Below are 25,960 nucleotides of genomic sequence, written 5' to 3' on the forward strand. Positions count from 1 at the left end.
CCGGTCTTCGCCCGAGGAGAGTCACGAACGCGATGTCCAACGCGATGCGCAACGAAGAGAAGCTGGTCGAGTATCTGAAGCGGGTCACTGTCGATCTGCAGAAGGCCAACCGCCGGGTGGCCGAGCTGGAGTCGGCCGCGTCCGAGCCGGTGGCGATCATCGGGATGGCCTGCCGCTTTCCGGGCGGGGCCGCCTCGCCCGACGCGCTGTGGGATCTGGTGGCCGGCGAGGTGGACGCCATCTCCGGCTTCCCGACCGACCGTGGCTGGGACCTGGAAGGACTGTACGATCCCGACCCGGAGAATCCCGGTACCGCGTATACCCGCGAGGGCGGGTTCCTGCACGACGCGGCCCAGTTCGACGCGGCGTTCTTCGGGATCTCACCGCGTGAGGCCGCCGCGATGGACCCCCAGCAGCGGCTGCTGCTCGAAACCGCGTGGGAGACCCTGGAACAGGCGGGCATCGACCCCGGCACGCTGCGCGGCAGCCGCACCGGAGTGTTCGCCGGGGTCATCGAGCAGAGCTATCTGGGGCTCGAAGGTCCCACCGAGTTCGAGGGCTATCTGCTGACCAGCAAGCTCTCCAGCGTCGCTTCGGGGCGTATCGCCTACACCTTCGGCTTCGAGGGTCCGGCGGTGTCGATCGACACCGCCTGCTCGTCCTCCCTCGTGGCGCTGCATCTGGCAGCCCAGTCGGTACGATCCGGCGAGTCGCAGCTCGCCCTCGCCGGCGGCGCCACGGTCACCGCGACACCCAGCGGGTTCGTCGACTTCTCCCGGCAGAACGGGCTCGCGCCCGACGGGCGCATCAAATCGTTCTCGGCCGACGCGGACGGTACCGCGTGGTCGGAGGGGGTCGGTCTGCTGCTGGTGGAGCGGCTGTCCGATGCCCGCCGCAACGGGCACCACGTACTGGCCGTACTACGCGGCTCCGCCGTCAACCAGGACGGCGCCTCCAACGGACTCACCGCCCCCAACGGCCCCTCACAAGAACGCGTCATCCGCCAGGCCCTCGCAGACGCCGGCCTCACCCCGCACGACATCGACGCCGTCGAAGCACACGGCACCGGCACCCGCCTCGGCGACCCCATCGAAGCACAGGCGCTCCTCAACACCTACGGCCACAACCGACCCACCGACCGCCCCCTCCACCTCGGCTCCCTCAAATCCAACATCGGTCACACGGTGGCCGCGGCGGGGGTCGGCGGTGTCATCAAGATGGTGCAGGCGATGCGGCACGGCATTCTGCCGCGGACCCTGCACGTCGCCGAGCCCTCCCCCATGGTCGACTGGACGTCGGGCGCCGTGGAGTTGCTCACCGAGGCCCGGCCGTGGCCCGCCACCGGCCGGCCGCGCCGAGCCGCCGTGTCGGCCTTCGGCGTGAGCGGGACGAACGCCCATGTCATCCTTGAGCAGCCGGACGCCGAACAGGACGTCGAAAAGGGCTCCGACACAAAGGAGTTGCCGGCTCTCGCGCCCATTGCCTGGCCGATCTCGGGCAAGACTCCCGACGCGCTGCGGGCCCAGGCGCAACGACTCCACGAACACCTCACCACCCACCCCACCCTCTCCCCCCACGACATCGGATACACCCTCGCCACCACCCGCGCCACCCTCGACCACCGCGCCGTCATCACCGGCAACACCACCACCGAACTCCTCACCGGACTCAAAACCCTCACCGAACTCCACAACCCCACCGCCCACCCCCACACCCACACCCACACACCCCACCTCACCACCGGACAACCCACCACCGGCCACCTCGCCCTCATCTTCCCCGGCCAAGGCTCACAACGCACCGGCATGGGACACGAACTCCACACCACCTACCCCACATTCGCCAACGCCTTCGACACCGTCACAGCAGCCCTCAACAAACACCTCGACCGGCCCATAGAAAAAGTCATCGAAACCGGCGACGGCCTCGACCAGACCGCCTACACACAACCCGCCCTCTTCGCCCTCCACGTCGCCCTCTACCGCCTCATCGAATCCTTCGGCATCACCCCCCACCACCTGACCGGGCACTCCATCGGCGAGATCAGCGCCGCACACATCGCCGGCGTCCTCACCCTCGAAGACGCCACCACCCTCGTCACCGCCCGCGCGCGCCTCATGCAAACGCTCCCCCCAACCGGCACCATGATCGCCGTCCAGGCCACCGAAGACCAGATACACCCCCACCTCACCCCCGACGTCACCATCGCCGCCATCAACACCCCCCACGCCCTCGTCATCTCAGGCGACACACAAGCAGCCCACGCCATCGCCACCCGCCTCCAGGAACAGGGCCACAAAACCAAGACCCTCACCGTCAGCCACGCCTTCCACTCCCCCCACATGGACGGGATCCTCGACGAATTCCACGCCGTCGCGGCCCAACTCACCTACCACCCACCGACGATCCCCATCGTCTCCACCCTCACCGGGCTGGCCGCCACCGGCGACGACCTCACAACCGCCGACTACTGGACCAACCAGCTCCGCAACACCGTCCGCTTCCACCACGCCACACAAACCCTCACCACCCTCGGGGTGACCACCACCCTCGAAATCGGCGACGCCACCCTCACACCACACCTCACCGACACCATCACACAACCACTCGCACTCCTCCGCCGCGACCAACCCGAACCCCACACCCTCACCACCACACTCGCCCAACTCCACACCCACAGCACCCCCATCAACTGGGCCACCCACAACACCACAACCACCACACAACACATCCCACTCCCCACCTACGCCTTCCAGCACCGGCGTTACTGGGTCGACGCCACCGCGACGGCCACGTCCAGCGCGGGGCCCGGACTGCGGGCCAGCGGGCATCCGCTGCTCGGCTCGGCCGTCACCGTCGCCGGGTCCGACCAGGCCCTGTTCATGCACCGCGTCTCGCTGCGCACCCATCCCTGGCTGGCCGATCACCTGGTCCACGGCCTCGCGTCGATGCCCGCGGCCGCCTTGGTGGAACTCGCCGTACGGGCAGGGGACGAGTTCGGGGCAACGGCCCTCGATGAGTTCACCGTGCACACTCCCCTGGTCGTCCCAACGAGCGGCGCGCTGCGGTTGCAGACGGGGGTGAGCCCGCTGGACGCGGCGGGCAACCGTACGGTCACCGTGCACAGCCAGACCGAGGACGGACCGTGGACCGAGCATGCGCGCGGCACCCTGGGCGTCGCCGCCGCGGGCGCCCCCGTCCAGCCGACGGCCTGGCCGCCTGAGGGCGCAGAGGAGATCACGCCCGGTGATCTCGACGCCCCACTCGAAGCGGCGGGGCTCGGGTACGGACCGCTCTTCCGGGGAACGGTCGCGGCCTGGCGGCGGGACGGCGAGCTGTTCGCGGAGATACGGCTGCCCGAGCGGACCGCTGACGACGGGTTCACGCTGCACCCGGCCCTCCTCGACGCGGCCGTACGTCCCGCGCTCCTCCATGACGTGGCGAACGGGGCGGCCCCGCACGCCGCCCGGTGGCGCGATGTTCGGCTGTACGCCACCGGCGCCACGGTGCTGCGCGTACGGATCGGGGCCGGGACGGCCGGGGATACGCCGGTGTGGATCGCGGACGGGAGCGGGCAGCCCGTCGCGGCGATCGGCGCGGTGGCCGCGGGGGCGGTGACCGCCGAGCGGGTCTCGGCGGCGCTGCACCGGCACCAGGACTCACTGTTCCGTATCGGCTGGGAACCCGTCGCCCTGCCCGGCGGCTCCACCACGCGGGAGCCGGTGTGGGGCGTCCTCGGTGCCGGGGAGCCGGGCGCGGAGTACGTGGCGACCCCCGATGAAGCGGGTGCCGCGGTCGCCGCGGGACTCCCCCTGCGCTTTGTGGTGTATCGCCAGAAGTCCCTCTCCGATCTGCCCTTGGCCGACGGGGTGCACCGCGAGGCCGAGCGCGTTCTGCGCCTTGTACAGCTATGGCTCGACGACGACCGGCTGGTCAACACCCCACTGGTCGTGAGGACCTCGGGCGCGGTCCGCGTCGCCGACGGCGAGGATGTGACCGATCTGGCCGGCGCCGCCGCCTGGGGCCTGGTGCGCTCCGCGCAGTCGGAGCACCCGGGCCGCGTCATCCTCCTCGACACCGACACCGACACCGACACCGACACCGAGACGGACACGGACACGGACACGACGGCTGTTGTCGCGTCCGGCGAGCCGCAGCTCGCTCTGCGTGCCGGACAGGCGTACGTACCCCGGCTGGTCAGGGCCGCGCGGAAGCCCGGCAGCACCTCGCCGGTCCTGGACCCCCGGGGAACGGTGCTGATCACCGGCGGTACGGGCAGTCTGGGCGCCCTGTTCGCCCGCCATCTGGTGACCGAACACGGCGTGCGCCGTCTGCTGCTCACCAGCCGCCGCGGCCCCGGGGCCGCCGGGGCGGAGGAGTTGGCGGCGTCGCTCACCGGGCTGGGCGCCCAGGTCACGGTCACGGCCTGCGACGTGGCCGACCGCGACGCACTCGCCGCGCTCCTCGCGACGATCCCCGCCGGACATCCGCTGACCGGCGTGGTACACACCGCCGGCGTGCTGGACGACGGCCTCGTGACCTCTCTCACTCCGGAGCGGCTGCACCCGGTGCTCCGCCCCAAGGTGGACGCCGCGTGGCATCTGCACGAGCTGACCCGTGACCAGAACCTGGCCGCCTTCATCCTGTTCTCTTCCGTGGCCGCCGTCGTCGGTGGACCCGGTCAGGCCAGTTATGCCGCCGCCAACCAGTTCCTGGACGCCCTGGCACAGCACCGGCACGCACACGGGCTGCCTGCCACCTCCGTCGCGTGGGGGCTGTGGGAGCAGAGCGGTGGCATGAGCGGACACCTCAGCGAGATCGACCTCAGGCGCATCGCCCGCAGTGGGTTCCGTCCCGTTCCCGAGGACCAGGGGCCCGCGCTGCTCGACCTGTCGCTGACGCTCGGCCGGCCCGACGTGGTGGCGACGCCGGTGGACATGGCGGCGCTGCGCGCCCAGTCCGGCCGGACCGCGGTGCTCGGCGCGCTGGTACGGGCGCCGGCTCGGCGTGCCGCGCTCGACGGTCCCGAATCGGCGGACACCCTCGCGGAGCTGGTCGCCGGACTCGACGGGGCCGATCAGGAGCGGGTGGCCCTCGACGCGGTCCTCGGCCAGATCGCCGCGGTGCTCGGCCACGCGGACACCTCCGCCATCCAGACCGGGCGACCGCTGACCGAGCTGGGCTTCGACTCACTGACCGCCGTGGAGCTGCGCAACCGGCTCAGTACCCTGACCGGCAGCCGGCAGCCGGCCACCCTGGTCTTCGACCATCCGACGCCGGCCGCGCTCGCCGCGCATCTGCTGGCCGAGGCCTCCGGGGGCGCACAGGCCGAGGGCGGAGTGGACTTCGCCTCGGAGATCCGGCTCGCGGAGGACATCCGTCCGGCGGCCGAGGTGGTACGGGTGGCGCTCAAACCCCGGGAGATCCTGCTGACCGGCGCCACTGGTTTCCTGGGCGCGTTCCTGCTGCGCGATCTGATGCGGACCACCGGGGCCCGGGTGCACTGCCTGGTGCGCGGCGACGACCGGGCCGAGGCCCTCGCGCGGCTGCGGGCCGGCCTGGAGTGGTACCGGGTGTGGGACTCGGTGGACGAGGAGAGGCTTTCTATCGTCCTGGGCGATCTGAGCGAGGAGCGGCTCGGGCTTTCCGAGGAGCGGTTCGACGAGCTGGCCCGGACGGTGGACGTGGTGTACCACAACGGGGCGCGGGTGCACTGGCTCCACCCGTACGGTTCACTGCGCGCGGCGAATGTCGCGGGCACCCAGGAGGTGCTGCGGCTCGCGGCCCGGCACCGTACGGTCCCGGTGCACTACGTGTCGACCGTCGGTGTCTTCGACGGGGCGCGGGAACCGGGCGTACCGCTGACGGTGGCCGATCCGACGGGGCCGGCCGAGGCGCTCCCGAGCGGCTATCTGCAGAGCAAATGGGTGGCGGAGCAGATCATCGAGCTGGCCCGGGAGCGGGGGATGCCGGTCTCGGTGTACCGCGTCGATGTGATCTCCGGCGACACCGAGCACGGCGCCTGCCAGACGCGGGACTTCGTGTGGCTCGGTCTCAAGGGCATTCTGCAGTCGGGCGCGGCTCCGGCCGGCGTGGGAGGCCGGTTCCACCTGCTGCCGGTCGACTACGTGAGCGGGGCGATCCTCGGTGTCTCCCGGCGGCCTGAGTCCGTGGGACGCACCTTCCATCTGTTCAACCGGAGTTCGCTGAGCCTCGTGCGGTGTGTGGAGTATCTGCGGTCGCTCGGCTACCGGCTGGACGAGCTGGACTGGAACAGCTGGCGCGAGCGGGTGCAGGCGGACCGGGACAACGCGATCCGGCCCCTGCTGCACGCCTTCGAGATGATGACCTCGGACACGGACGCGTTCTATCCGCCGATCGACAGCTCGGAGACGGAGACGGCACTCGCGGGCACCGGCGTCGTATGCCCGCCGCTGACCGCCGAACTCTTCGCCCGTTACGTCGAGTTCTTCGTCGAGGCGGGCCATTTCCCGGCGGCTTCCGGTCATTGAGCCGCCCGGGCAAGGCCGACACATCCGACGCGAACGCACAATTACCCGCCGCGCACCTGTGAATTCAGGACGAGTCGACAGCAGCGTATTCCGAGGGATGGCAATGGCAGTATTTAATAGACCCATGAACGATTCACCCATCCTGGTCATCGGTGGCACCGGAAAGACCGGACGACGCGTCGTCGAGCAATTGTCAGAACGCGGCGCCCGGCCCCTCTCGGCTTCCCGCTCCGGAGAGCGCCGGTTCGACTGGCAGGACAAGAACACCTGGGCGCCGGCCGTGGCGGGCACCGGGGCGGCATATCTCGTGGACTCGCAGGGCGAGAATGCCGCGGAGTTGATGACCGAATTCGTCGATGTCGCGGTGCAGGCGGGTGTGCGCCGCCTGGTGCTGCTGTCCGCGCGCGCCTGGGAACAGGCGGACGACGACGCGGTGTTCGCCGTGGAGCGCGCGGTGCGGGATTCGGGGGCCGGCTGGACCGTGCTGCGGCCCACGTGGTTCGCGCAGAACTTCAGCGAGGAGCCGTTCCTGCGGGACGCGATCGTGTCCGGCGAGGTCAGGCTGCCCACCGCCGAGGGCCCCGAGCCCTTCATCGACGCCGAGGACATCGCCGCGGCGGCGGCCGTCGCGCTGCTTGAGGACGGCCACGACGGCACCACGTACGCGCTGTCGGGGCCGCGGGTGATGACCTTCGGCGACTGTGTGCGCGAGATCGCCGAGGCGACCGGCCGGACCATCTCCTATGTGCCGGTCTCCGGCGCCGAGTACGCCGACCATCTGGTCGGACGTGGTTACGACCGTGAGTACGCGGAGTTCGCCGCCGACCTGCTCGGCGATGTGGCCAAGGGCGGCGGCGGCTATCTCTCCGACGGTGTGCGGCGGCTCCTGGGCCGTGAGCCGCGCGATTTCACGGCGTATGTGAAGGACACCCTGCCGAGCGGTGTCTGGACGGTCTGAGGCTGCCGCGGCAGCGGTGGGGGCCGGGAGGACGATCCCGGCCCCTATTGCTCTGCCCAGGCCGCCGATCGCTCGGGCGACCGCGCGTCAGCGGCCCGCCGGATCACCCGGGCCCGACCGGGGCCCCGCGTCGGCGTATTCGACGGTGCTCTGCCGCGCGGCGGCCGCCCGGCTTCGCCGGCCTCGCGAGAAGCGGCGCGTCGCGGGCCGCTCCACGCCCACGTACAGCGCCCAGGCCAGGAGCAGGGAGACGGCGAGCCACAGCACGAGGAGGCCCGCGGCCGCCCAGGTCGGATAGGTGTCTCCTTCGATGCCGAGGACGCTCATGGCGCCGGGCAGCACCAGCCACTGCGTCAGATAGAAGGCGAACGAGATCTCGCCGAGCCATACGGCAGCCGGATGGCGCAGGAGCGAGGGCCGGCCGCTGACGTCGAGCTGCGCGACGGCGGGGATGAGCAGCGCGACCGGCACGATGGTGGCGGCGCCCAGGCCGAAGCTCGCCGGCAGCTGGAGCGAGACGACGTAACAGGCGACGAAGAGCACGGTCAGCGGCAGTACCCGGAAGCCGGCCCACCGTCCGGTGAGGACGATACGGGCGAGCACCATGCCGAGCAGGAAGTCGAGAACCCTCACCGGAGGCAGCACGTAGAGGAACCAGTAGACGGACGCCGGCGCCGGGTCGTCGGGAGCCGGCAGGGTCGGCTCGGCGGGCAGTACGGCGAGCGCGAGCGCGGGCAGCGCCATGATCACGGCCATCAGGCCGCCGGCCCACCACCACAGCCGCTCGGTGCGGATCTTGAGCAGCCGGGCGTGCAGGAAAGGAAACAGCAGATAGAAGACGCTTTCGCAGGCCAGCGACCAGTTCGCCTTGTTCAGGCTGAAGTACACGTTGACATCGGGCACCCACGCGTGCAGCAGCGCGAAGTTGAGCAGTTGGGTGGCGACGGGCGTCGCGACGGAGGCGAAGAGGACCAGCGCCACCACGAACGTCACCACATGGTTGGGCAGGATCTTGGCGAACCGGCGCCGCCAGAAAGCGGGAGCGGTGTCATTGCTCCTCGCCGACCAGGTCAGCACGAATCCGCTCAGGACGAAGAAGAACGAGACTCCTATCCAGCCCGTCTTGCTGAATATTCGCAGAAATGTATCCCCGATCGACCGGTTGTCGAAGAGCTGCACCAGTCCGGCGTGGAACATGAAAACCATGAATGCGGCGATGAAGCGCACTCCGGTCAGTGAAGTCAGCCGGGCCCGTGGACCGCTCTCTGTGGGCAACGCCGCGCTCATACGGAATTTCCTTCCTGGATTCCCCTGATGAGAATGAGAAAGCCACCCTATGAGGGTGGCTCACCATGGCGGGTAATCCGTGACTCTCTTCAGCGCGTTATGCGTTGGCCAGAGGCGGCGGTGACCGGCGGATGGGCGGGCGGCACCGGATTGTGCCGCCCGGCCGGTGGGGTCAGACCGCCGTGACGTGGTCCAGCAGTCCCGCACCGTCCTGGGCGCGCAGCAGCTCGCACACCGCGCGCAGGCCCTCTTCGAGCTGGGCGATCTCCGGGTCGCCGATGGTGACCGAAGGCTCGAAGCGCAGTGTGTTGGGCGAGCTGGCCGTCGGGAAGGTGCGCACACGGTGCTTCGCCAGCAGCCGGCCCGCGATCGCGTACCCGAGGGTGGAGCCCCGGGCGTGTTCGCGCAGGGGGGCGGAGGCCGAATCGGACGCGTCGCGGAATTCGAGTCCCAGCATCAGTCCCCGGCCGCGTACGTCCACCACCACGTCGGGGAAGTCCTCCCGGACCGCGTGGAGGCGCTCAAGAAGGCGGGCGCCACGCTCGGCCGCGCGCCGGTAGAGGGCGCCGTCGTCGGCTTCGAGGAGTTCGAGCACCTTGAGGGCGATCGTGGTGGAGAAGACGTCCTTGGCGAACGTGGAGCTGTGCACCAGCTCGAACTCGCGGCGGTAGCGGGAGGATCGGGCCAGCATCACGGATGCCTTGGCGATCCCGCCGCCGAGGCTCTTGGCCAGGGCGTAGTAGTCACCGCGAAGACCGATGGCCGAACTGGCCAGGAAGGTTCCGGTACGGCCCATGCCGCTCTGTACCTCGTCGACCACGATCGGGCAGTCGACCTGGGCGCAGGCGGCCTGGATCTGCGCCGCGGACCGCACGTCGAGCGACCGGATGCCTCCCTCGCCCTGGACGGGCTCCAGGACGAAGGCGCAGAACAGCGGGAGGGGCCGGGTGATGACGCCGGCCTCGCCGCCCGTCACGGCCAGATCGAACAGGTCCACGCGTTCCTCGTCGAAGATCTTCGGGAGCGCGGGGATGTCGGCGGGGGCGATGAATTTCGCCGTGGTGGCGAGTGCGGCGAAGGGCTCGCGGTAGGCGGCGTTGTGGGTGAGCTTGCCACTGCCCATCAGCTTGCCGTGGAATCCGCCCTCAAGGGCGAAGATCAGCGGCGCGGTGCCCGCCCGGTCCGCGTTCACCTCGTCGATCCTGCGCGCGACGGCTTCGATGTCGGCGGTGTCCACACCGACCACGAGGGCCGCCTCGGGAGACACGGTGGCACGGCCGGCCGCCACCTCGGCGCGTACGGCCGCCACGTTGGCGGATATCTCCGCGCGGAGTTCGTCGAGCTTCATGACCCGGTCGAGTTCGGCGTGCTTGACCGCGACCTCGACGGCCTCTGCGCCGGTGCTGGCGAACACGGCCGAGTACGTCTCGTCGTTCCCGGTCTCGCGGCGCACGATGTCGTTCAGCGCGGCCGCGAGGTCCTTGGCGTAGGGATGGCGCGAGAACTGGGCGTGGACCGGGGCTCCGCCCTCCAGCAGCTCCTTGGCGAGGGCGACGATCGCGGGGTGGTTGTGGCCCAGCATCAGAGAGCCGTAGCCACCGGCGAAGTCGACCACGGGGATCTCCTGCCCGTGCTCGTCCCGCCGGTAGAGGTAGTCGCCTTCGGCCCGTACGTAGTGGGCGTCCAGGCCGACGGAGGCCAGCCAGCCGAGCAGGAAGGGCTCGGCCAGATCGATGTCGTCCATGGTCGGATCGGATCCTTCGGATCGGGGGTCGTGGGATGCGCCGTCGGCGTCCAACTCGTCGGTGGACACGCCAGTTCAGTGGTACTGGGTGATCGTCGGCCCGACTCCGAGGAGAGCCCGGCCGTAGTCCTCGACGATCATCGGCAGGCCGAGCATGGCGTGCCGGCTGCCCACCTCCAGGTCACGCCAGTAGCTCTGCAGCACATTGGCGTGCGCGAAGCCGCTGGTACCCGCGACGTCGAGGAGCTTCTGCATGCCCTCCCTGGCGCGGGAGAGCGCGGTCGCGGAGTGCATACGGGCACGAGCGCGGTCCACGCGGGCGAGATCTTCCCCGGGCAGCAGGCTGTCGAAGACATCGGCGACATGGAGCATGTGCAGCGAGGCGGTGTCGACGAGGTGGGTCGCCTCGGTGAACAGCTGCTGAATGACCGGTGAGTCGGCGGAGCGGCGGTAGGTGGAGTACGCGATCGGCCTGCCCTTCTCCAGGGACCGGCCGACGATGTCGAGGCCGCCCTGGGCCGCGCCGACCAGCGCCGACAGCGAGTGCAGATTGCCCTTGACCAGCTCGGTCGGATTGAGGAGTTCCTCAAGCCGGTCGAGGTTGTCCTTCTCGACGACCAGGGTGCGCCGGTCGGGCACGAACACCTCGGTCACCGTCATCCCGTTGGTGCCGGTGCCCCGCATGCCCGCGACGTTCCAGGTCTGCTGGATCTCGGCTTCCGCCAGGGGGACCAGGACATTGACCGCTCCGGTCGTCTTCCCGTCGTCGTGCAGCGGAATGCCGATGAGCAGCGCCCAGTCGGAGATCTCGCAGCCGGAGGCGTAGGGCGCGCGGGCGGTGACCTTGAGTCCGCCGGGCACCCGCTCGGCATGGGACTCGGGAGAGCAGCCCGCCGAGAGGAACACCGCGTCGGGGTTGTCGCCGAAGATCTCCTGAGTCGCCACCGCCTCCAGGATGAGGGTGAACTCGGTGGACGCCGCGTGGTTGGCCACGATCCAGCCGGTGGAGGCGCAACCGCGCCCCACCTCCGCGATGATCCGCACCTGGGTGCGCATGCTCGGGTGGAGGCCGCCGTGGTCGGGCGGGGTGGTGAGCCGGAACAGCCCGGCCGCGCGCAGCGCTTCGAGGTTCTCCGGGACGGGGTTGCCCAGTTCCTCGGTCGCCGCCACGTTGGAGCGCAGCAGCGGGATCAGGGCGCGTGCGCGGGAGATGAGTTCCTGCGGGGTGGCGGACGGCTCGGTGGCCGGGGCGGTCGCGGTCATGCTTGTTCCTCCTGTCGCCTGCGGAAAACGCCTTTCCCTCTTCGCGCCGGCACCTTCCGGGTATTGCTGGGTGGATTGTGGTCGCCTGCGCAATCTATGGGGCGCCGCCGGAGTGCAGGTCATTGCCGGTTCTCGATCCGGTAATCGATGCCCGGGGGATGCGAGAACGCCGGGTTATCGGTGAGTTGACATGCCCCGGAAAGATGCGGAGTAGCGTACCGGCCGTCACGCGCCGGCAGTCGAGAAGACACGATTGGCCTGCGGAAACGCTGCGCATTCATGGTCGCCCCGGCCGACCTGACGGAGGAGCAAACCGTGGTGAATTCAGTACGAAAGAGCGCGATCGTCCTGGGCGCGGGCATGGCGGGGCTGTTCGCCGCGCGTGTGCTGGCCGATTCCTATGCCGAGGTCGTGGTGGTGGACCGTGATGTGCTGACGACCGGAAATGAGCCGCGGCGCAGAGTGCCCCAGGGAAAGCATGTGCACGGACTGCTCGCCCGCGGCCAGCGGATCATCGAGGAATTGTTTCCCGGGGTCACGGATGAATTCGTGGCGGACGGCGCGGCGTACGGCGATGTGACCGCTCAGGTGCGCTGGGTCCTGGACGGCCGGCCGATGCGGCAGCCCACGTCCGGTCTGCGGGTGGTCTCGGCGAGCCGGCCGCTCCTTGAGAACCGCGTCCGCGACCGGGTGGCCGCGCTGGGTCCCGTACGGTTCCTCGAACGGTACGACGTGGTGGAACCGGTGGCCGAGGACGGCGGCCGACGGGTGACCGGTGTGGTGCTGACGGATCCTTCCGGCGCCACCGTGACGCTCGCGTGCGACCTCCTCGTGGACGCCACCGGGCGCGGCTCGCGCGCCCCGGTCTGGCTCAGCTCCTGGGGGCTGCCCGAGGTGCCGGAGGAGACCGCGAAGGTGGGCCTCGGCTACACCACCCGGCACTACGCCCTGCCGGACGAGGTACTGGGCGACCAGGTGTCCCTGCATGTCGTGGCCTCCCCCGCGGCGCCGCGCGGCGCGGTGTGCGCGCGGGTCGAGGACGGCAGGACCGTGGTGACGGCGTACGGCGTCAACGGAGACCATCCGCCCACCGACGAGGAGGGCTTTCTCGGCTTCCTCAAGTCCCTCGCGACGTCGGACGTCTACGACGCGGTGCTGCGGGGCCGCCCGCTCGACGAACTCGTGGCCTATCGCTTCCCGGCGAACCTGCGCCGCCGCTACGAGGACCTCGCCTCGTTCCCCGGGGGGTTCCTGGTGATCGGCGACGCCGTGTGCAGCTTCAACCCCACCTACGCCCAGGGCATGACCGTCGCCGCGATCGGGGCGACGGTGCTCAGGGACCATCTGGGCCGGGACGGGGAGCCGGTCGCCGGCGCGTACTTCGCCGATCTGGCCCGGGAAGCGATCGACACCCCGTGGGGCATGGCGGTCGGGAACGACCGGGCCCGCCTCGGCCTCGCCGATCCGTCGTCCGCGGAGCAGCGGCAGGCGGCCCGCGTGACGGCGGCCGCGGCACGCCACGACGAGGTCGCCGTCGCCTATGCCCGGGTCGTCAGCCTGGTGGACGGACCCGAGGCGTTCGCCGCTCCCGCGTTCACCGCCCATGTGGAGTCCGCTCTCGCGCGGCCGGAGGCGAAGCCCGGTCGTAAGGTCGTGGAGGTCACCACCGGCGGACTGACCTTCGACGTGGAGACCGCGGGGCCGGACGACGGCGAGGCGGTGGTCCTGCTGCACGGCTGGCCGCACCACTTCGAATCCTGGACGGATGTCGTGCCCGTCCTCGGCAGGGCCGGCCTGCGCACCATCGCTCCCAACCAGCGCGGCTACTCCCCGGGGGCACGTCCCACGGCGGTCGAGGACTACCGGCTCCCTCTGCTCGCCCAGGACGTCCTGGGGATCCTGGACGGGCTCGGTGTGGAGCGGGCCCATGTGGTGGGGCATGACTGGGGGGCCATCGTCGCCTGGTACCTGGCGGCCCGGCACGCGGACCGGGTACGGACGCTCACCGCAGTCGCCTTTCCGCATCTGGACGCCTACCAGCACGCCTACCGCGTCGACCCGGAGCAGCAGGAGTCCTCGAAGTACGTCGGGCTGCTGACGGCGGAGGGCTCCACGGAGTACTGGCTGGGCGACGACGCCGCCGCGCTGCGCGGGCTGCTCGCCGGTGCGGACAACGCGCTGACCCCCGAACAGCAGGCCCGTTACGTCGATTTCCATACACGGCCGGGCACCTTCCACGCGGCCCTGAACTGGTACCGCACCGGCGCGCTCCTCGACGGCCGCAGCGCGCTGGGTGAGGTGACGGTGCCCACGACGTTCATCTGGAGCGTGGAGGACGAGTCGGTCAGCACTCTGGCCGCCCGGAAGACCTCCGAGTACGTATCGGCTCCGTACCGTCTCGTGACCCTGGACGGGGTGTCGCACTGGCAGCCGCAGCAGGTGCCGGACCTGGTCGCGGCCGAGATCCTCACGCGCATCGCCACCGGAGACCTCCGTATCGGGGACAGCCGTACCGGAGACAGCCGTATCGGCGACACCCGCGGGTGAGGTACCGGCCGGCCCGCTGGTGAGACGCCGGTCTCCAGGACCTGGACGAGGTCCCGGAGACCGGCGTTGTCGTGTGTGCGCGGGTTTCCGTCGTGTTCCCCGCTCCTACGGGTCGGCGAGGCGCCGTCGCGAGGCCCTTCGCCCCACCGGACGTGTGACCCGGTGGGGCGGTGGCGGTTTCCGCGCTACGGAAGCGGCTGGGGCACACGCCGGCCGACGCCGACGCCGCCGAGGTTGCGCTGCGGCGGCATGGAGGCGTCCATCCGCATGAGGGTGCGCAGTACCTTCCGTCTGCCGGACGGGACCATCTGCTCGCCGAACCCCTCCCCGATGCGGGTGGTGGGAAAGGTGACCACTCCCTGGCGCATCTTGGCGAGCAGGATGTCGGAGAGCCGGTCCACGGTGGCGTCGGAGAGGGGCGAGAGACTCAGCGTGGTGCCCTGGACCTGCCCGCTGCCCCAGGACGGCCTGCGGTCGAGCAGCTGGGGCCGGGCGGCGAGAAGGACCATGAGTGACGGCAACTGGGGTGAGTCGACGAGCTGTTCGAGGAAGTCCAGGCTCGCGTCGTCGAGTTCGTGTCCGTCGTCCACGAAGAGCACCAGGGGCTGGGCGAGGGCCACCGCGCGCAGCAGCCTGATGCCGGCCTCGGTCAGCGGCTCGACGCGGTGCGGGGCCGGCCCGTGCCCGCCGGTGGTGATGAGTTCGGTGACGCCCGCGTCGACCTCGGCGGCCTCGTTGGGGTCCGCGATACTCGCGTACACCCGCTGGCGTACGAGACCGGCGACGGTGGCGGTCTCGGTGGCGCATGGAGCGTCGCACAGCGCGAGCAGGAAGTCCCTGAGCAGGCCGAGCGGGCGGTCCACGCACTCGGGCCCGCTCATCAGGAACCGCGTATCGTCCCAACGGGCCATGGCACGGCCTTCGAATTCGAGCACCAGCCGGGTCTTGCCGGATCCGACGCCCCCGAGAAGGGTGACCAGCTGGGGCACCGACCGGTGCCGTGAGCGGGCCAGCAGGCTTCCCAGGACGTCCAGTTCGGGATCCCGGTCGATGATCGGGATCGAGGGGTGCGCGAGGGAGCGCCAGTGGGCGGAGCGCACACGCCAGCCGGTGGCGGTCCCGCCCGAGCCGCTGTAGCTGATGGTGGTGTGGGCGCGGGCCCTGGTGGTGCCGTCGGCCCGCACGGTGCCGGCGGAAGTACGGGCCAGGAGGGTCCGGCAGGTGTCGACGGCCGGTCCGACGACCATCGCCGGGGCGTCCGTGTTCTCGACGAGGCGGTACAGCTGGGCCTCGCCGGTGGCCACGGTCGCCCGGATGCTCACCGGCTGCCGTTTGGTGAATCTGGTGGTGCAGGGGAGGCAGGTGAGCATGGCGAGGGCGGCGGAGACCGCGCGTTCGGGGGCCCTGTCGCCGGTGAACACGGCGAGCAGTGCCGGGCCCGCCGGTGCCGCGACGGCGCCGCCGAGATACTCGACGGTGTCCCGCAGCGAGTCGGCGACCGAGGCGAGGCTGGACTCGACGTGCGGGTCGTCCGGCGCCGCCCCGCGGTCGTCGACGGCCGTCTGCACCATGACCACGCTGTACTCCCGGGCATCAGGCCTGACCGGTCCCGGTGCGGCCGGCCACGCGCCCACGACGGCTCCTTCGGCGGCCGGCGGCTCGGGCGGCGCGGCCCGCCGTAACAGCTCGGGGCGTGCGGAGGTGATCACGGTCCGGGGCCGGGCGCTCTCGGCGGCCCCGGGCCGGGCATTCCCCGCGGGCGGGCGTTCGGCCTCGGTGGCGAGCAGCGTGTCGTCGTCGTGGCGCAGGATCGCCTGCTGGAGCGACTGGAGCCGGTGGCCGGGTTCGAGTCCCAGCTCCTCCACGAGGCGTTCGCGCAGCCTGTTGTACGAACCGAGCGCGTCGGTGTGCCGGCCGCACCGGTACAGGGCGAGCATGAGCTGGCCGCAGAGCCGTTCGCGCAGCGTGCCCGCCTCCACCGCGGCCTCGATCTCGCGCAGTACGGCGTGGTGGCGTCCCAGGGCGAGTTCGGCCTCGAAGTAGTCCTCAAGGGCGTCGATCCGGGCATTCTCCACGCCCGTCAGCTCGGGCCAGTCGAAGCCGGCCTCGACGAGGTCCGCGAGGGCGTCGCCGCGCCACAGGGCGAGGGCCTGGCGCAGGGTCGCGGCGGCGCCGTCCGTCGAGCCGCCGGCCAGCTGAGCCCGGCCCTCCTCGGACAGGCGGTGGAACCGGTACAAGTCGACGCTCTCCGGGTCCAGTTGCAGCGTGTAGCCAGGCGGGCGGGTGATCAGCGAGGCCCGGCCCGCCATCTCCTCCCGCGGGTTGAGGGTCCCCCGCAGACCCCAGATGGCGTTGTGCATGATCTTGCGTGCGGAGTTGGGTGGTTCATCGACCGGCCACAGAGCCTCCATCAGCGCGCTGGTGGAGACGACCCGGTTGGCGTTGAACAGCAGGAAGCCCAGCATCGCCCGCTGCTTGGTCCCCTGAACCGGCACGGTTCTGCCATTGTCCGAGAGTTCCAGCGGCCCAAGGACACGGAACTGCATGTGCACTTCTCCCCCTGTAGGTGCAGACATATGGGGGACACACTCGGCTCCCCCGGACCGCCGCCATTGCCGGTCGTTTCGGCATACGAGTGGAACGGTGCCCGCACCGCACCCACGCTGTACGGGCACCTTGAGGTCATCCCCCGGTGCTGGACGACGTGGTTCGCGCGTGCTGCTCGGCCAGGACCTCGTCGTCGTGGCGTTCGCCGTCGTAGCGCTTGTCGTCGTGACGCTTGTCGTCCGCCGCCGTCTCCTCGGCGCCGGTCACCGGAACCTTCCGCAGCAGCCATATGGACAGGCCGCACAGCAGCACGCTGAGACAGGCACTCACCACGGCCGCGGTGTGGAGTCCGGAAGTGAGACCGGAACGGACCACGTCGGCCAGTGCGGAGCCGAGTTCGCCGGGGACGCGTTCGGCGACGGCGACCCCGCCGCTGTAGTTGTTGGCCGCCTCGGCGACCACGTCCTTCGAAACACCGGCCGGTGCCGCGTCGTTGACGTGGCTCCGGTAGACGGCCGCCATCACGCTGCCGGTGGCGGCGATACCGAAGGCGAGGCCGAGTTCGTAGCTGGTCTGGCCGACGGCGGCCGCCTGCCCCGCCTTCGCCGGCGGCGCGGCACCGACGGCGATGCCCGTGCCGAGCACGGTGATCGGCGCGAGGCCCGCCATCATCACGGTGGTGCCGACGGCGGCGGTGGCGACCCCGGAACCGTCGGAGGGCAGGGTGGTGAGCACCGCGAAACCGATGACGGCGATCAGCGCGCCGCCCGCGATCACATAGGCGGGGCGCACCCGCCGGGTCAGCAGGGGCGTGGCCTGCGAGCCGATGACCAGGCCGACGGCGGGCAGCACCATCAGCCATCCGGTCTCGGCCGAGGGGACGCCGCTGACCAGTTGGAGGTACTGCGGCACCACGTACTCCACGCCGTTCATGGCGGCGAGACCGACGAACAGCAGCAGCAGCGCCGCGGTGAAGGTCCGCTGGCCGAACAGGCTCAGCTCCAGGAGCGGGTTGTCGATGCGGCGCTGGCGGGCCACGAACACGACACCGAAGACCGCGCCGGCCGCCAACGGCACCACGGTCCACAGCGCGAGGCCGTGCTCGCCGAAGTTCTTGATGGCGAGGACGAACGGCAGCAGGGTCAGCAGCAGCAGCGGCATGCTGAGGAAGTCGAGCTTCTTCGCGTCGGGATTGGCGTGCTCGGGCACCGTGAACGGCGTGACGATCAGCGCGGCCGCCATCACCGGTACGCCGAGCAGGAACACCGAGCCCCACCAGAAGTGCTCCAGCATGACCCCGCTGATCACCGGGCCGACGGCGATACCGGCCGACAGCGCGGTGACCCACATGGCGATCGCCCTGGCCCGCTGCCGCTCACTCGTGAACATGTGGGAGATCAGCGCCAGCGTGGCGGGCATGATCGCGGCGCCCGCCACTCCGAGGAGGGCCCGGCCCCCGATCAGCACCAGCGGGTTCGGCGCGTACGCGGCCACGACCGAGGCGACGGTGAAGGCGGCCGCGCCTATGAGCAGGACCCTGCGCCGGCCGAAGCGGTCACCGAGGTTGCCCGTGAGCACCAGGAGACCCGCGATGACGAAGCCGTAGATGTCATTGATCCACAGCAGTTCGGTGCTGGTGGGCTCCAGGTCGGCGGAGAGCGGCGGAGTGGCCAGCCACAGGACCCCCAGGTCGGCGGTGAGCAGCATGGTGGGCAACAGCAGGAAGGCCAGACCGATCCACTGCCTCGCCCCCGCCCTGCGGGGTGGCGTGTCACTGATTTGGCTGGTCATGGGGTGGTCCTCCTGGACGCTCAGGTCGGGTGACGAAGGGGGCTGCCGGGTTGGGGGGCGTCGGTGCGGTTCCGTGCTGACCGGCGGCCGTACATCGGGTCGACCCGCCGCAGGGCTCCGCGCGAATCCGGCAGGGGACTCCGGCGAGCTGCCGCTCCGGCGACGCGACGGGGGATTCCCGTCGCCGGAACGGCAGCGATCCGAAGCGCCTGGGACCATGAGGAGACCCAGGCGGATCAGGAGCGGTCCGGGCCCGTCACGTCTGTCGCTCATCGGCCGGTCCCGGACTTCTCACGCCCCGATCCTGAGGCACGGTCACGGACGGGGCCACGGGAACCTCAATAAGTCGCAGGAGGAGTGCGGTCAGTTGTCGTGAGAGCACCGCGGCGTGTCCTGGCCGCCGCGACACGGTGCCGAGAGGGAGTCCAGGATCACGTCGAGGATGCTGGTGAGCTGTCCCAGAGCGTCGTGCGCGCCGGCTCCGGCGCACATGCGGCAGTGCAGCCCCTGGACGAGACCGGCGGCGAGCGCGGTGACGGTCTCCGGGTCTGCCTCCTGCCTCAGATCGCCGTCGGCATGGGCCTGTACGAGCAGTTCGCGCACCCGCGGCAGCCAGGAGGCCGTCCAGTCCTCCTGAGCCGGCCGTTCCCAGCCGAGCCTGACCGCCGCCCGGACGACGGGCTCCCTCGCGAGCAGCCGGCTGATCGCGAGAATCAGCGCTCTGGCCCGGCCCAGGGAAGGCGCCTGGACGGAGTCCCCGCCCGCCACGGCTTCCCCGGCTTCCCCGGCTTCCACAGCCGCCACGGCTTCCCCGACCATCGACAAGGACAACGCCTGGACCGCCTCGACCAGCCTGTCCTTGGTGGGGAAGTGGAATGTCAGTGCTCCCATCGACATCCCCACCGATCTGCTGATGCGCGCCAGAGAGGCGCCGTGGTAGCCGCTGCGGTCGATCTCCTCCGCCGCCGCGTGCACCATGGCACGACGGGTTCGCTCGGCTCTCTCCTGAACCATCACGCCGCTCCCTCGTCGTCGTGAAGGCGCGTCAACTTCCCATGCCCTCGCCCGTTGGCGGTCTGTGGACGGCCCACGTTCAGCTGTCCGACAGAGCATGGCAACGCCGACGTGCCGAAGTGCGTTCCGGTTGCCTACCCAGACCAAGAAAGAAAAAAAGTGCTATTTTTTGTCACTGTCCACGTCGGCTGTTCTCCGGGGGTCTCATGTCGACAGCAGATGTCTCCACAGTGCCGTTGAGATCGGTCACCACACCCAGCGACCTGTCCGCCTTCGCTTCGGACGTATTCGGTCATCTGCCCCGCAGCGACCAGCGCCGCTGGGCCGAGGCGTATCTGTGCGGCATGCTCACCGTGCCGGGCAAGAAGACGATCCGGCGTATCGCACGCGGCGTCTCCCCCTGTCCCGGGGCCCCGCACGCGCTGCAGCAGTTCATCAGCGCCAGCCCCTGGGACTGGACGACCGCCCGCGAGACGCTGGCCCGCGCCGCCGCCGCGCATCTCCCCCATCACATATGGACCACGGGCGTCACCTTCATCGAGAAGCGCGGCGAGCATTCGGTCGGAGTGCACCGACGCTTCGTGCCCGGGGCCGGGCGCATGCTCAACTGCCAGGTGGGGATAGGGCTGTTCCTGACGTCCGAGGACGAGAGCATCCCCGTCGACTGGCGGCTGCTGGTGGACGACACCTGGTCGGGGGACGCGGTACGCCGTCGGCGGGCCCGCCTGCCCGAGTCCGTCGGCGCGGCGCCCGACTGGGCGCTCGTGCTCGAACTCGTCGACCGGCTCGCCGCACTGCGGCTCTCCGGCCGGACCCCGTTCGTCGCCGATCTCCAGCCCGGCATGGACACCGCCCACCTGGCTCTGCAACTCGGCCAGCGGCAGCAGGACTTCGTCCTTGAGGTCCGACAGGACCAGCCGGTCGTGCCGGACGCCCCGCAGCTCCTCGGAGAGCAGCCGCGCGGGCGCCCGCTCGGCGCCCACCAGTTGATGGCGCACCTGGCCGCTCACCAGCGCCATACGGTGAGCACGGAGCGACTCGGCCCGGGCCGTCACGCGAATGTGCTCTCCACGCCGGTCCGGTTGCCCGGCGGCCCGGGCGGCTGCCGTCTCCTCGCCGAGGTCTCGTCCGCCGGCCGACGCCCTGTGCGGTACTGGCTCACCTCACTGGCGCAGCAACGGACCAGCGAGTTGCTGACCCTCATCCGCCGTCTGACGCTGACCCGTGCCGCGATCCAGAGCCTTGAGGACGACTACGGGCTGCTCGACTTCGAGGGACGGTCGTTCCCGGGCTGGCACCACCACATGACACTGGCCACGGCGGCGTACGTCTACCGGCGCATACACGAGAACGACAACGCCCACCGGGGGGCCGCCTAGGTGTATTGACCCGCAGGGTCGTTGACGCGACTGATGGGCGGCTGTCCGTTGGGCAACGGGGCGGCCGGCCCGGACTCTGTCGATCAGGAGCCGTCCGCCGCGGACGGTCAGCGGGGCATGTGGACACGACACGAAGATTTCTGTTGTGGTGCGGGATCTGACGGGCTGTCCGGATGCGGATCGCTGCTGTTGGTTTTCGCTCCGTCGAAGACCCGGGCGGGGTCGTACGGGAAGGTGTCGACGCCGGTGAGTCCGGTGCGCTCGACGCGGCCTTGGTCCATGACGACCAGGCCGTAGGAGCCATCCGCGCCGCCGGTGAGGCCGACCCTGTTGTCAGGGAATTCCAGGGGGCCGCCGGAGGGAACGGGGCTCGTTGCGTCGACCAGGCCGCCGGCTACCCGCACTCCATCGGCGGCCTTGGCCGCCACGGTCAGGTCTCCTGCTTCGGTGGTGCGCCATTCGCCGGGGATACCGGGAAGCGCGTGAGGGCCCAGGTCGGTGATCTTGGCGTTGGCGACGACCTTGGCCTTGCCGTACGCTCCGGCGATCTCTTCCCACCGGCCCTGGCGCCAGGCTTCGTAGTCGGCGGGGATCTGCGGTGCGGTCATGAATGCTCCCTTTCCTCTCCTCCGCGCTGCGGCGGCGCCGCGATGGCACTGCGCGGGCGGCGCGGGCGTGGTTGCTCAGCCCAACGACGCGCACGGCGCTGCGCAGGCGGTGGTTGCGTATGAGGCAGGCAATCCGGTGCTGGGGCTGCCCGGCAGGCAACCCTGTTCCGCGCCGGGCGTCAGGTGCGGCGGGCGGCCCAGACGGCGCGCTCGGTGCGTACGGCGAGATCCTCGCGGCGCAGAAGGCTGTTCGGGCTGTCGGTGTCCAGGAGCTCGTCGAGTGCGGCGAGGTCCTCGGGGCTGAGGGCGGGTGCGGCGACGCCGCGGATACGCCGCAAACTGCCGTAGGCGTAGCGGCCGATCGCTTCGCTGGGCGCGCCTTCGATGTTGACGGTGATGGTGCGCTCGTCCTCGACGGTGAAGCCGGCGGCTGTCAGCATCGGGCCCCAGTCGGCGCCGCGGTGCGGAACGTGCTCGGCGTGGAAGCTGTCGGTCGCCGCGTGGGCGCGCTCTTCGAGACCGGGCCGGTTCTCCGGGGCGTGGGCGGGCAGGAAGCGGGGGAAGCCCGCGAGCTCGACGACAGCGAACAGGCCGCCGGGGGTGAGCAGTTCGCGGACGCTGCGCAGAGAGCGGTCGGGGTTGGCCATGTGGTGCATCGAGGCCGAGGCCCACACCAGATCCGGCGTGCCGAGGCCGGGCCAGTGATGGGCGTCGAGGTCGGCCTGCACGGTCCGTACGCGCCCCTCGATACCGCGGGCGCATGCCTTCTCGCGCAGGAGCTGGAGGTGCCCGGCCGAGGTGTCGACGGCGGTGACCTGTGCGTCGGGGAAGCGTTCGAGGAGTGCGAAGGTTCCCGCGCCGGTGCCGCAGCCGAGGTCCACGATCTGGCGCGGCTCGGCCTTCAGCGGCAGCCAGGCGGTGATGGACGCTATGTGCTCGGCGAGCACCTCGGCGTCCAGATCGAGGATCTCCGCCTGACCGCCATCGCTGTGCTCGTGGTGGCCGACGCGGCCCTGGTCGGGGTGGTGACCGCTGTCGCCGTGGTGGGAGGTGTGCTGATGCGTGTGGGTCATGGCTTCACCATAAATCCACCATGCGCCGCCAGCACGATCACTTGCGGAATGCGCAAGGAGGTGGCTCGGTGTGCTGCCCACCGCGCAATATCGCCCACTGCGCCGAGGGTCTCCGGCGGGGCTGCGGCCCGTTACTCGCAGCGGATCTGGGCGCCTCCACAGTCAGCTTCGGAGCCGTCGGCGCCGGCGTCCTTCTGGTGGCCACGGCGGGCATCTCGGTCGAAGATGCCCATGATCTCGCACGGTCCGCCCTCGGCACCGATGGCGTGCGGCATCATGGTGGGGAACTCGGCGGCCTGGTTGGTCTCGATGCGAAAGCGCCGGTGACCGAGCATGAGGACGGCGGTCCCGGACAGCACGACGAGCCATTCGCGGCCGGGGTGGGCGCGCATACGGGCCGGGTTGTCGGGCGGCGGGTCGGTCATCCTCTGACGCATCACACTCATACCGAGGTCACCCTTTATGGGCCAGCGCATCAGACCGTGCGCGCCGTCGATCATCGGGCTGATGACGACGTCGTCGGCGGCGTTCTCCACGAGCTGGTCCAACGTGGTGTCCAGGGCGCGGGCGAGGGTGACGAGCTGGTCCAGGGCGAGGCGGCGCTGACCGTTCTCGATGCGGCTCAGTGAGGACTGGCTGAGGTTTGCCCTGGTGGCCAGTTCCTCCAGGGACCAGCCCTGCGCGACGCGCAGTGCGCGGATCCGTTTGCGTACGAGGCTGTCCAGCTGCCGGTCTTCTTGCGTCATAGGCAACATGGTATGCCCTTGATGCAACATGGGCTTAACGTCGCATACAGCTGGTGCAGCACGGGGGCCAGGTACGACGAAAGGGCGCGACATGTCTGCGCGGACTTCCCACCACGAGAGCGACGCACTGCCCACCGAGACCGTGGATGTCGTGGTGATCGGCGGCGCCGCCGCGGGCCTGAACGGCGCGCTGCTGCTGGCCCGCTCGCGCCGCTCGGTCGTCCCCGCGACATCCGCGTCATCGAGACCGACGTCAAGGAAGTCGTCGACGACGACGGCGCCCTCGCCGGCGTCCGCTTGCCGGACGGCACGTTTGCCGGGCGGCGGGTTCTGGCTGTGGCCACGCGGATGCAGGCCCGTACCGAGGGTTCGGACGGGCTGAAGCTGCCGATGGAGGACCTGCCCGACGACATGGGCCGACGCTTCGCCTCAGCCATGGCCCGTACCACCGAGATCCCGGGCGTGTGGGTGGCCGGCAACGCCACCGCCCCCACCGCTCAGATCGGCGCCTCCGCGGCGGCCGGAGCCCTGGCCGGTGCCCACATCAACGCCGTGCTGGCCGCCGCGGATACCGACGCCGCGCTCGCCGCCGCGCAGAAGACCACCGACTGACACGTAAGCCCCGCTGCTGAAGAGCCGCGCGGACCGCCGTCCGGCGGTCCGCGCGGTGAGCAAGTCCCCTGTCTCCACCAACCTGGCGACCGGTCCTGTCCCGGCGCTGATTCCGCATGCCCTCTTGGGAAGGAAACCATGAGTATCAATCAGCCTCCTCAGGCGGCGGCCGCTCCGGTCAGCGGCGCGGGTGCGCCGGACGCGCGTCAGCTGCGCGCGATCCTGATCACCGTCTCGATCGCGCTGATGGCCGTCATCGCCTCCGTCTCCGGGCTGAACGTCGCCCAGACACACATGGCCGTCGAGTTCGGCGCCTCGCAGACCACCGTCCTGTGGATCATCAACATCTACACCCTCGCCCTGGCCGCGCTGCTGCTGCCGCTCGGCGCGATCGGTGACCGGCTGGGCCGCAAGCCCATGCTGATCGCCGGCCTGATCATCTTCGGCGCCGCCGGCATCGTCGCAGGACTCGCTCCGTCGGCCGGGGTGATGATCGCCGCCCGTGTGGCCGCCGGCATCAGCGCCGCGATGATCATGCCGATCACGCTGGCCGTCATCACCTCCACCTTCCCCGAGGAGAAACGCGGCAAGGCGATCGGTGTGTGGACCGGTGTCGCCGGAGGCGGCGGCATCCTGGGCATGTTCCTCTCCGCCCTGCTGGTCGACGTCGCGGACTGGCGCCGGCTGTTCGTGCTGCCCGTGGTCCTGGTGGCCGTCGCGCTGGCGATGACTCTGAAGTCGGTGCCCAACTCCCGCGAACGCTCCGCCCATTCCTTCGACACCATCGGTGCGCTGATCTCCACCATCGCCGTGATCGGTCTCATCTTCGTCCTGCAGGAGGGCCCCGAACGCGGCTGGACCGCCCCGATCACCCTGATCAGCCTGGCCGTCGGCGTCGCCGCCGCCATCGCCTTCGTGCCCTGGCAGCTGCACCGCCGCGACGCCTCGCTACTGGACGTACGCCTGTTCCGTGAGCGTGGCCTGGCCTCCGGCTCCATCACTTTGCTGGTCGTCTTCGGCGTCCAGGCCGGCATCGCCGTGGTCCTGTTCCCGTTTTTCCAGGCCGTGCTCGGCTGGTCGGGGCTGCTGTCCACAGTGGCGATGATGCCGATGGCCGTCATGATGATGACGACCTCCGGCCTGGCCCCGAAGATGGCCGCCAAGATCGGCGCCCGCTCCACCATGACCATGGGCGTAGCCCTGGCCACGCTCGGCCTGGCGCTCATGGCTCTGTTCGTGTCCGTCGAAGGCGGCTACCTGTCCATCCTGGCCGGCATGCTCGCCATGGGCATCGGCATGGGTCTGTCGATGACACCCTCCACGGAGGCCATCACCAGCTCACTGCCCCGCGCCAGGCAAGGCGTTGCCTCGGCACTCAACGACGTCACCCGCGAGTTCGGCACCGCTCTCGGTGTCGCGATGCTCGGCGCGCTCCTGGCCAACGGCTACCGCGGCGCCATCGACGCCAAGCTCGACGGCATCCCCACGGACGCTGCCGACACCGCCCGTGAAGGCATCGCCAACGCCATCGAGGTCGCGCCCAGGACCGGCAGCCACGCCCAGGACCTGATCCACGCCGCACAGCAGTCGTTCGTCGACGGCTGGCAGCAAGCCATGTGGACCGGCGCCGCCGTGATGGGTGTCCTGCTCGTCTACGTCGCGGTGCGCGGCCCGAAGAACACCACCCCCGCACAAGCCGACGAGGAGACAGCCCCGGAAGCCGAGGCTGCGGAGAGCGTCGCCGCCCGCTGACCTCACAGAACTCCGCGCGGACGGAGCACGACGCCGCCCGCACGGCAGAGGGCCGTCCGGCACGCCGCACCTGAACTTCCGTCCCTCCGGCGTCCAATGGGGGCAGTGCCCGGGCTGGGGCCTATTC

The 25,960-nt window shown here is 70.5% G+C and carries 14 protein-coding genes and 1 pseudogene; 6 read left to right on the forward strand and 9 right to left on the reverse strand.

The window, feature by feature from the left end; genetic code table 11:
• Positions 1 to 74 precede the first annotated feature (74 nt).
• Positions 75 to 6,512 (forward strand): thioester reductase domain-containing protein, encoded by a 6,438-nt coding sequence (locus tag ACZ7LS_RS35735; RefSeq protein WP_471066409.1) that lies wholly within the window; start codon positions 75 to 77, stop codon positions 6,510 to 6,512.
• Positions 6,513 to 6,636: 124 nt separating this feature from the next.
• Positions 6,637 to 7,470 (forward strand): NmrA family NAD(P)-binding protein, encoded by an 834-nt coding sequence (locus ACZ7LS_RS35740; RefSeq protein WP_382673471.1) that lies wholly within the window; start codon positions 6,637 to 6,639, stop codon positions 7,468 to 7,470.
• An 87-nt stretch (positions 7,471 to 7,557) separates the two neighbouring features.
• On the opposite strand, the gene ACZ7LS_RS35745 is transcribed toward ACZ7LS_RS35740, so the two are convergent.
• The 3 genes from ACZ7LS_RS35745 to ACZ7LS_RS35755 form a co-directional block, all read right to left on the reverse strand.
• Positions 7,558 to 8,757, reverse strand: a complete 1,200-nt coding sequence (locus ACZ7LS_RS35745; RefSeq protein ID WP_385134772.1) for an acyltransferase family protein — start codon at positions 8,755 to 8,757, stop codon at positions 7,558 to 7,560.
• A gap of 172 nt (positions 8,758 to 8,929) precedes the next feature.
• Entirely contained in the window at positions 8,930 to 10,501 is a 1,572-nt protein-coding gene (locus tag ACZ7LS_RS35750; RefSeq protein WP_382673465.1) for an aspartate aminotransferase family protein, read from the reverse strand.
• A gap of 75 nt (positions 10,502 to 10,576) precedes the next feature.
• A complete protein-coding gene (locus tag ACZ7LS_RS35755; RefSeq protein WP_382970849.1) occupies positions 10,577 to 11,764 on the reverse strand; it encodes an acyl-CoA dehydrogenase family protein in 1,188 nt (395 codons plus the stop codon).
• A gap of 318 nt (positions 11,765 to 12,082) precedes the next feature.
• On the opposite strand from ACZ7LS_RS35755, the gene ACZ7LS_RS35760 reads away from it, so the two are divergent.
• Positions 12,083 to 14,311 carry an alpha/beta fold hydrolase gene (locus ACZ7LS_RS35760; RefSeq protein ID WP_385134774.1) on the forward strand — a complete coding sequence of 743 codons (2,229 nt, stop codon included), beginning with the start codon at positions 12,083 to 12,085 and terminating at the stop codon, positions 14,309 to 14,311.
• 185 nt (positions 14,312 to 14,496) lie between these two features.
• Here ACZ7LS_RS35760 and ACZ7LS_RS35765 read toward each other — a convergent pair whose 3' ends face one another.
• The 3 genes from ACZ7LS_RS35765 to ACZ7LS_RS35775 form a co-directional block, all read right to left on the reverse strand.
• Positions 14,497 to 16,857 (reverse strand): BTAD domain-containing putative transcriptional regulator, encoded by a 2,361-nt coding sequence (locus tag ACZ7LS_RS35765; protein ID WP_385134776.1) that lies wholly within the window; start codon positions 16,855 to 16,857, stop codon positions 14,497 to 14,499.
• Positions 16,858 to 16,993: 136 nt separating this feature from the next.
• Positions 16,994 to 18,649 carry an MFS transporter gene (locus ACZ7LS_RS35770; RefSeq protein ID WP_385134778.1) on the reverse strand — a complete coding sequence of 552 codons (1,656 nt, stop codon included), beginning with the start codon at positions 18,647 to 18,649 and terminating at the stop codon, positions 16,994 to 16,996.
• Between the two features lie 363 nt (positions 18,650 to 19,012).
• A complete protein-coding gene (locus ACZ7LS_RS35775; RefSeq protein WP_385134780.1) occupies positions 19,013 to 19,663 on the reverse strand; it encodes a TetR family transcriptional regulator in 651 nt (216 codons plus the stop codon).
• A gap of 206 nt (positions 19,664 to 19,869) precedes the next feature.
• Here ACZ7LS_RS35775 and ACZ7LS_RS35780 point away from each other — a divergent pair, with 206 nt between their 5' ends.
• Complete coding sequence (locus tag ACZ7LS_RS35780) at positions 19,870 to 21,042, forward strand: IS701 family transposase (RefSeq protein WP_385134782.1); 1,173 nt, start codon at positions 19,870 to 19,872, stop codon at positions 21,040 to 21,042.
• A 107-nt stretch (positions 21,043 to 21,149) separates the two neighbouring features.
• Here ACZ7LS_RS35780 and ACZ7LS_RS35785 read toward each other — a convergent pair whose 3' ends face one another.
• From ACZ7LS_RS35785 to ACZ7LS_RS35795, 3 genes are all read right to left on the reverse strand, one after another.
• Positions 21,150 to 21,650 carry a hypothetical protein gene (locus tag ACZ7LS_RS35785; protein ID WP_385134783.1) on the reverse strand — a complete coding sequence of 167 codons (501 nt, stop codon included), beginning with the start codon at positions 21,648 to 21,650 and terminating at the stop codon, positions 21,150 to 21,152.
• A gap of 179 nt (positions 21,651 to 21,829) precedes the next feature.
• Positions 21,830 to 22,723, reverse strand: coding sequence for a class I SAM-dependent methyltransferase (locus ACZ7LS_RS35790; RefSeq protein ID WP_385134785.1), 894 nt, complete (start codon positions 22,721 to 22,723; stop codon positions 21,830 to 21,832).
• A gap of 131 nt (positions 22,724 to 22,854) precedes the next feature.
• On the reverse strand, positions 22,855 to 23,469 hold the full coding sequence (locus ACZ7LS_RS35795) for a helix-turn-helix domain-containing protein (protein WP_385134787.1): 615 nt from the start codon (positions 23,467 to 23,469) through the stop codon (positions 22,855 to 22,857).
• Between the two features lie 225 nt (positions 23,470 to 23,694).
• Here ACZ7LS_RS35795 and ACZ7LS_RS35800 point away from each other — a divergent pair.
• Both ACZ7LS_RS35800 and ACZ7LS_RS35805 read left to right on the forward strand, forming a co-directional pair.
• Positions 23,695 to 24,081: pseudogene (locus tag ACZ7LS_RS35800) on the forward strand (NAD(P)/FAD-dependent oxidoreductase); the annotation flags it as partial.
• A 138-nt stretch (positions 24,082 to 24,219) separates the two neighbouring features.
• Complete coding sequence (locus tag ACZ7LS_RS35805; protein WP_385134789.1) at positions 24,220 to 25,833, forward strand: MFS transporter; 1,614 nt, start codon at positions 24,220 to 24,222, stop codon at positions 25,831 to 25,833.
• Positions 25,834 to 25,960 lie beyond the last annotated feature (127 nt).

The sequence above is a fragment of the Streptomyces sp. NPDC039430 genome (assembly GCF_055639435.1).